Consider the following 7,653-nt stretch of genomic DNA (forward strand, 5'->3'; position numbering starts at 1 on the left):
GGGAACAGTGACGCGCTGCCATGACGTGCTCGGAATAGGTTTCGGTCCGGCCAACCTGGCTCTTGCCATCGCCCTGGAGGAAGAGGGCTACGACCTGGACGTACGCTTCCTGGAAGCGAGGCCGGGCCCGTCCTGGCAGAGCGCCATGATGCTCGACGGGTCCGACATCCAGAACCACCCGGTGCGCGACCTGGTGTCGCTGCGCAACCCGCGCAGCCGTTACAGCTTCATCAACTACCTTTTCGAGAACGGCCGGCTGCTCGAACACCTCAACCTGCCGGTGGAGTTCCCGCTGCGCAAGGAGTACGCGCAGTACGTGACCTGGGCCGCGGGCCACTTCGAGCGGCTCGTCGACTACGGGGTGCGGGTCACCGACGTGAGCCTCGGCCAGGACGCCGACGGCAGGCCCCGCTACACCGTGACCACCTCGGCCGGGGAGACGCTTCAGGCGCGCGCCCTGGTCGTCGGCACCGGGCGGGCCCCGTTCGTCCCCGAGCCCTTCGACACGGCGCTCTCGCCCCGGATCTTCCACCTGACCAGCTACCTGCCCTCGCTCGACCGGATCGAGGAGCTGAACGCCGCCGCGGGCCGCGACCGGGCGCCCCGCGCGGTGACGGTGATCGGCGGCAGCCAGAGCGCGGTCGAGCTGACCCTCGACCTCGCCCGCCGCTACCCCAAGGCCCAAGTGACCACCCTGGTACGGTCGCTGACGCTCCGTGAGAAGGACACCAGCCCGTTCAGCGAGGAGGGCTACTTCCCCGACTTCACGGACTACTACTACCGGGCGCCGCGCGAGCGCAAGGACGCCATCGACGGCTTCATGCGGCTGACGAACTACTCGTCGGCCGACGGCGACGTGCTGCGCGAGCTGTACCGGCTGATCTACGAGCAGCGGCTCGACAACGACCAGCGGGTGTTCGTCAGCGGCAGCCGCCAGGTGCGCTCGCTCGACGTCCACGCCGACGGGGTCCGGCTCGACGTGGAGGAGCTGAACACCGGGGAGTCCGAGCGGCACGAGGCCGACTTCGTCGTCCTGGCCACCGGCTTCCGCGACCTCGGCCCGGCGCCGCACCAGGAGCGGGTGCCCGCCCTGATCGACGGCATCGCCGACGACTTCGCGTTCGACGCGCACGGCCATCTGTCGGTCGGCCCGGACTACGAGGTGCAGCCGGTCCGTACCGACACACCCGCGCTGTTCCTCAACGGCCTGTGCGAGTCCAGCCACGGCATCGGCGACGCGGGCTCCTTCAGCCTGCTGTCGCTGCGCGCCAAGGTCATCGCGGAGAGCCTCAAGAAGCGTCTCCCGTAATGGAGTCGGCAGCGATCGCCGATCCGGCGGCGGGCCCGCCCGAGCGGCTGATCGGCGGCCAGGTCGCCCGGGGTGTGCTCGGCGCCGGGATGCTCGTCATGCCGCCGGTGGTCGCCGCCCTGGCGGGCGGGGACGACCTGCTCGTCTGGTCGGCGCACATCCTGCTCGGCGCGGCGGTCAGCCTCGTCCTCGCCGAACTGGTGCGGGCCCGGGTGGGCGCCACGACGCTCGCGGGCGCGGTCGGCGCGCTGCTCGGCACCTGGGCGGAGCGGACCGTGGACGGGGTGTTCGCCGTGGCGTTCACCGCCGGGCAGGCGGCGATCGCCTGGTTCACCGCGACCGTGCTGCTCACCGCCGCCGACTGGGCGCCGCCGACGGCGGACGGCGGTACCGGTCCCGCCGGGCTGCCGCTCGCCCTCGGCGTGCTCGCGGTGGCGGTGGCGGCCGCGCTCACCCCGTTCCGGCCGTCCGCCGCGCTGCTGCGGATCCGGCCCTGGATCGCGGGCGCGCTGGCCCTCGGCTGCGCCCTGTGGGGCTGGCCCGCGCTGCCCGGCGCGGCCGTCGGCACCCCGCTGGCGCCGTCGGGGTTCGCCGCCGACAGCGCGCTGTGGCTGGCCCTCGCGGCGCTGTTCTTCGCCGGGGTCGGCTGGGAGGCGGTCAGTTCCGTCGTCCCCGCCGTCGCGGCGGACGCCCGGCGCACCGCCGTGGGCGTGGTGCTCGGGGCGGCCGGGGTGGCGGTGGTGTATCTGGGCCTCGCCGGGGTCCAGCGCCTCGCCCCGCTGGCCCCCGCCGGGTCCGCGCCGGTGGCGGCGCCGGTCCGCTGGGCGCTCGCCGTGGCGACGGCGCTCGTGCTGCTCAGCTACGTCTTCACCAATGTCCGTACCGCCGCCGGGATCGCCGCCCGGCTGCGGCCCCCGGCGCCGACCGCCGGAGCGGCACCGACCGCCGGAGGCCCGGCCAAGGGTCTGGTCCTGCTGGTCGGCGTCGCCTGCGGCGGCTTCGCCTGGCTCGGCGCGCGGGACGGGGCCGTGCCGCTGCTGCTGCTCGGTCCTGCCGCCGCCGCGCTCGTGGGGTACGGCCTGGCGGCGGTCGCGGCGGTACGGCGCGGCGGCCCGCTCCTGCGTGTCGCCGGGGCCGTGGTCCTGGCCGCGCTGCTGGCCGTGACCGCGCTCGCCGTGCCGTACCTGCCCGACGCCTGACCCGACCGACCGAACGACCCACCGACCGAACCACCGCCCGACCGCATCCGACCGGCACCCGGCCGACCGACCCGCCCGGACCGGGCCCCGGGGCGGCCGGACGGCCCGTACCGCGCCCGAACGGGCGGCCGGCGGGCCCGTACCACCGCTCCGCCTGCCCCACCCCGACCGGATTCCTCTTCCAGCACCCTCCCGAGGAGACCCCTCATGAACGCCCCCACCATCGAATCCGAAGTCCGCAGCTACAGCCGCAACTGGCCGGTGGTCTTCGACCAGGCCCGCGGCAGCCGCATGATCACCCGGGACGGCCGCTCCTTCCTCGACTTCTTCGCCGGGGCCAGCGCGCTGAACTACGGGCACAACCACCCCGTGCTCAAGCGGGCGCTGCTCGACTACCTCGGGCAGGACGGCGTGGTGCACAGCCTGGACATGCTGACCGAGGCGAAGAACGCGTTCCTCGCCGAGTTCGCGGCCCGGGTGCTCGCGCCGCGCCACCTGGACTACCGGGTGCAGTTCCCCGGCCCGACCGGCACCAACAGCGTGGAGGCCGCGCTCAAACTGGCCCGCAAGGTGACGGGGCGGCAGACCGTGGTCGCGTTCACCGGCGCCTTCCACGGCATGTCGCTCGGCTCGCTCGCGGTCACCGGCAACGCGACCAAGCGCGGCGGCGCCGGGCTGCCGCTCGGACACACCTGGCGGCTGCCGTACGACGGCTTCGCCGGGGGCGCGGTCAACGGTCTGACGCTGCTCGACACCATGCTGGACGACAGCAGCAGCGGCCAGGACCTGCCGGCGGCCGTCATCGTGGAGACCGTGCAGGGCGAGGGCGGGGTGAACCCGGCGAGCGCGGCCTGGCTGGTCGAGCTGGCCGAGTTGTGCGCGCGCCGGGGGATCCTGCTGATCGTCGACGACATCCAGATGGGCTGCGGCCGCACCGGCCCGTTCTTCAGCTTCGAGTCCGCCGGGATCACCCCCGACATCGTCTGCCTGTCGAAGTCGATCAGCGGTTACGGCCTGCCGATGGCCCTGACGCTGTTCCGGCCCGAGCTCGACGTGTGGCAGCCGGGCGAGCACAACGGCACCTTCCGCGGCAACAACGCGGCCTTCGTCACGGCGGCCGCCGCGCTCAAGGAGTTCTGGGCCGACAGCACCCTGGAGAAGCAGACCGAAGAGCGGGGCGCGCTGTTCGAGGAGCGGCTCGGCGACCTCGCCGAGCGGCACGCCGGGCACGTGGTGACCTGGCGCGGGCGCGGTCTGGTCTGGGGCCTGGAGTTCCGCGAGCCGGAGACCGCCCGCCGGGTCGCGGACGAGGCGTTCGCGCGCGGGCTGCTGACGGAGACCTCGGGTTCCCGCGACGAGGTGATCAAGCTGCTGCCGCCGCTGACGACGCCGGACGACGAACTCGCCGAGGGGCTCGACATCCTGACGGACTCGGTGGCGGCGGCTGTCGCCCACTGAGCCCGGGTGATTTATTGGAGTTTCCAAGTTGCCGCTTGGGAAAACAAAGTAGAGTGCCGGGCGGGTGCCCGCGGCACGGGTGCGGAGGCTTGATCATTTCTTGCCCCGCCCCCGGGCCGGCCGTACTGTGGTGCCCACCCACGCCCTCAACACCGATCTGCGAACACCGCGTTGACCTGCCACGACACCCGTCGACGCCGAGAACCACGCACGTCCGACTGGAGGAGTCCCGTGAACCGTCCGAGCGACCGCACGCCCGCCGTGGTGGTCATGAGCGATCTGGCCGCCCTGGGCCGCCAGCACCGCCTGATCACCGACATCGCCGAGCGTGGGCTTGTGCCGCTCGTCATCGTCGGACCCGTGACCGACCTGGCACGGCTGCAGACCCACATCGACGACCCGGACCACCCGCTGTCCCGGATCGCCGCCGTCCGCCAGCTCCCCGGCCCCGCCATCGACGGCCTGCTGGCCTCCGTGCGGGACTGGCTCGACGACTACGACGTGCGCGGGGTGATCTGCAGCGGCGAGGTCTTCGTCGACCCGGCCGCCTTCCTGTGCGAGGCGCTCGGCCTGCCGGGCACCGGCACCTGGGCGGGCCGGGTCTGCCGTGACAAGGTCATGCAGCGGGTCGTGCTGCGCGAGTACGGCCCCGCCTCGCGTGCCTTCGCCCCGCAGAACCGTGAGTCCGCCGCCGCCGAGGTGTACCCGAGCGTCGTCAAGCCGGCCGGCCGGATGTTCAGTTCGGGCGTGGTCCGGGTCGACGACGACGAGGAGCTGCGCGCCGCCCTCACCCAGTACGAGCCGGACGAGACGATCCTCGTCGAGGAGCTGGTGGTCGGCCCCGAGTTCTCGGTCGAGGCCCTGGTGCACAACGGCGAGCTGCTGTGGAGCGGCGTCACCGCCAAGCTCACCAACGAGGGCGACAGCCGCTTCTTCACCGAGATCGGCCACACCAGCCCGGCCAAGCTGCCGGCCGCCCACACCGAGGCGCTGGTCGAGGCCAACGCGGCGATCCTGAAGGCGCTCCGCTTCGGCAGCGGCATCACCCACGCCGAGTTCCGGCTCCAGCAGGACGGCCGACCGGTCCTCATGGAGATCGCGGCCCGGCTGCCCGGCGACGCGATCACCATGCTGTGGCACCTGGCCACCGGCAAGCCGATCGAGCCCGCGATCGTCGATCTCGCGCTCGGGGTACGGCCCGACTACCCGGTCCCGACCCGGCGCGCCGTCCAGCGCTTCGTGGAGCACAGCCCGGGCCGGCTGACCGATGTGCGCTACGAGGGCCAGCCGGTGTCCTGGATCGTCGACGACGGTTTCTGGCCATCGGTGGAGGCCGTCGACGCGACCGCCCCGGCGCGCTGCGCCTCGGTGATGGTGAGCCTGCCGCGCGGCGCGAGCCTCGGGCAGCTGCACGACTCGTCCGGACGCTCGGCGTACGTGGTCGTCGACCTCCCGTGGGAGGCGGACCCGGACAGCGAGGTGCTCGCCTACGCGGACAAGGTGGAGCTGGCGATCGAGGTCTAGGACCGCCGAACGACGACAAGCGGGCCGCCGCACCGGAGGGATCCGGTGCGGCGGCCCGCTTCTCGTGTCCGGGCCCGCCGTCGTGTCGGGGGCCCGGCTCAGTCCTCCGTCGGGCCGAGGTCGGGGCGGGCCAGGAGCCGGACCGTGCGGGTCGTGGTGGCGTGCAGCTCCAGGACGGTGAGCTCGTTGGGGCCTGGCCGCAGCACGGGTCCCGGGACGTAGAGGGTGCGCTGCGGGCCGCGTGACCAGTAGCGGCCGAGGGCGAAGCCGTTGACCCAGGCCAGGCCCTTGGTCCAGCCGTCGAGGGCGAGGTACGCGTCGGCCGGGCGGTCGAGGGTGACGGTGCCGCGGTGGCAGGCGGGGCCGACGACGGGCGGGGCAGCCGGGTCCACGGGGATGAAGGCGCGGGGGTCGAGCGCGGCCAGGTCGTCGAGCGGCAGGGCGCTGCTGGTCCAGCGGTCGAGCGGGACACCGTTGACGGTGACGTCGCCGATCAGGCCCTTGCGGTCGTGGAGGGCGGGGCCGTAGTTGACCCGGCCCTGGTTCTCCACCAGGACGGTGAGCCGGGCACCCGCGCGGGGCGCGAGGAACGCGAGGGCGTGTTCGTGCCGCTCCCGTTCCAGTACGCCGACGGGCTGGCCGTCGACGAACACCTGGGCGCGGTCGTGGACCAGGTCGGCCCGGAGCAGCGCGGGCCCGGCGGTCGGCAGCACCGTCTCGTACCGGACGAAGCCGAAGCCCTCGCCGAGCTCCTCCATGGTCAGCGGCCGGTCGCTCGCGACGCCGGGCCCGAACAGCCGCTCCTGCGCGAACAGCGGTGCCACCGTGTCCAGTTCGGCGGCGACGGGGGCCAGTCTGGGGCCGGGCACGGGTCCGGGTCCGGCCGGGACGGGCGCGTGCCGGGCGATGACCTCGCGGAAGGCGGCGTACTTGGGGGTGGGGTCACCGGCCTCGTCGAGCAGGGCGTCGTAGTCGTAGGAGGTGACGGTCGGGTGGTAGGTGCCCTTGTCGTTGGCGCCGTTGACGAAGCCGAAGTTGGTGCCGCCGTGGAACATGTAGAGGTTGACGGAGGCGCCCGCGGTGAGCAGCCGGTCCAGGTCGGCGGCGGCGTCGGCGGGGTCCCGGACGGTGTGCGTGGCGCCCCAGCGGTCGAACCAGCCGATCCAGAACTCCGAGCACATCAGCGGCCCTTGGGGCTGGGCCGCGCGCAGTGCGGCGAGCCCGGCGTCGACCCGGCTGCCGAGGTTCACCGTACGCAGCACCCCGTCGAGTCCGCCGCGCGCCAGGTCGCCGGGCTGGTCGCAGGTGAACAGCGGCACGTCGACGCCGTGCGCCCGCAGCATCCGGGCGAGTTCGGCGAGGTAGCCGGAGTCGTCGCCGAACGCCCCGTACTCGTTCTCCAGTTGGACCGCGATCACCGGTCCGCCGCCGGTCGCCAGGTGGGACGTGAGCGGCGGCAGGAGGGCGGCGAGGTAGTCGTCGACGGCGTCGAGGAAGCGCGGGTCGCGGCTGCGCGGCAGGAGGGGGCCGTCCTCCGTGGTCCCGGAGGACGCGGCGGACCCGGACCCGGTGGTCCCGCGCGGGCCCGGGGCCTCGGCGAGCAGCCAGCCGGGGAGTCCGCCGCCGTCCCATTCGGCGCAGATGTACGGCCCGGGGCGCAGCAGCACGTACAGTCCCTCGGCGGCGGCGAGGTCGAGGAAGCGGGGCAGGTCGAGACCTCCGTCGAGCCGGAACTCCCCGGCCCGGGGGGCGTGGAGGTTCCAGGGGACGTAGGTCTCGACCGTGTTGAGCCCCAGCAGGCGTGCTTTGCGGAGCCGGTCGGCCCACTGCCCGGGGTGGACACGGAAGTAGTGCAGTCCGCCCGAGATGACGCGGAACGGCCGGTCGTCGAGACGGAATCCGTCGTCGGCGATCTCCAGAGGCATGCCTGGTTCTCCTAGGGGGTGTCCGGTGGATCAGGGTCGGGTAGGCCGGGGCGTCTGGTGCGGTGCATCGCAAGGCGCCGGGGCGTCTCGATAGCGGAGCTATCGGGGCGGTTCGGCTTGGGGTCTCCCCAGGCCCTCCGGGCCTAGGCAGTGTCTTCAAAAGATCACCAGTGGTGGATCATGGTGTCGTGATTCGTCGTCATGAACTGTCGGATGCCGAGTGGGAGTTCGTTCGGCC

At 73.4% G+C, this 7,653-nt stretch carries 5 protein-coding genes; 4 read left to right on the top strand and 1 reads right to left on the bottom strand.

What is annotated here, in order from left to right; all coding sequences use genetic code 11:
* The first annotated feature begins 7 nt into the window (after positions 1-7).
* From ACIPXM_RS26080 to ACIPXM_RS26095, 4 genes are all read left to right on the top strand, one after another.
* Positions 8-1,309, top strand: a complete 1,302-nt coding sequence (locus tag ACIPXM_RS26080; RefSeq protein ID WP_401659837.1) for a lysine N(6)-hydroxylase/L-ornithine N(5)-oxygenase family protein — start codon at positions 8-10, stop codon at positions 1,307-1,309.
* Positions 1,309-2,508, top strand: coding sequence for an amino acid:polyamine antiporter (locus ACIPXM_RS26085; RefSeq protein WP_401659840.1), 1,200 nt, complete (start codon positions 1,309-1,311; stop codon positions 2,506-2,508). The genes ACIPXM_RS26080 and ACIPXM_RS26085 overlap by 1 nt, the downstream gene beginning before the upstream one ends.
* A gap of 207 nt (positions 2,509-2,715) precedes the next feature.
* Complete coding sequence (gene ectB, locus ACIPXM_RS26090; protein WP_401659843.1) at positions 2,716-3,966, top strand: diaminobutyrate--2-oxoglutarate transaminase; 1,251 nt, start codon at positions 2,716-2,718, stop codon at positions 3,964-3,966.
* Between the two features lie 231 nt (positions 3,967-4,197).
* Entirely contained in the window at positions 4,198-5,490 is a 1,293-nt protein-coding gene (locus ACIPXM_RS26095; protein WP_401659846.1) for an acetyl-CoA carboxylase biotin carboxylase subunit family protein, read from the top strand.
* Positions 5,491-5,588: 98 nt separating this feature from the next.
* Here the strand turns inward: ACIPXM_RS26095 and ACIPXM_RS26100 are convergent, their stop codons facing one another.
* The gene (locus ACIPXM_RS26100; RefSeq protein ID WP_401659849.1) at positions 5,589-7,415 is read right to left on the bottom strand and encodes a beta-galactosidase family protein; all 1,827 of its coding nucleotides are present in this window, start codon (positions 7,413-7,415) and stop codon (positions 5,589-5,591) included.
* Between the last annotated feature and the right edge of the window lie 238 nt (positions 7,416-7,653).

The organism is Streptomyces sp. NPDC090025 (assembly GCF_044748125.1).
Classification (GTDB): Bacteria; Actinomycetota; Actinomycetes; order Streptomycetales; family Streptomycetaceae; genus Streptomyces.

Bases quoted from the DNA above. Each gene is read 5' to 3' on its own strand.
- ACIPXM_RS26085 (WP_401659840.1), top strand. From the start codon at position 1,309: ATGGAGTCGGCAGCGATCGCCGATCCGGCGGCGGGCCCGCCCGAGCGG.
- ectB (WP_401659843.1), top strand. From the start codon at position 2,716: ATGAACGCCCCCACCATCGAATCCGAAGTCCGCAGCTACAGCCGCAAC.
- ACIPXM_RS26100 (WP_401659849.1), bottom strand. From the start codon at position 7,415: ATGCCTCTGGAGATCGCCGACGACGGATTCCGTCTCGACGACCGGCCG.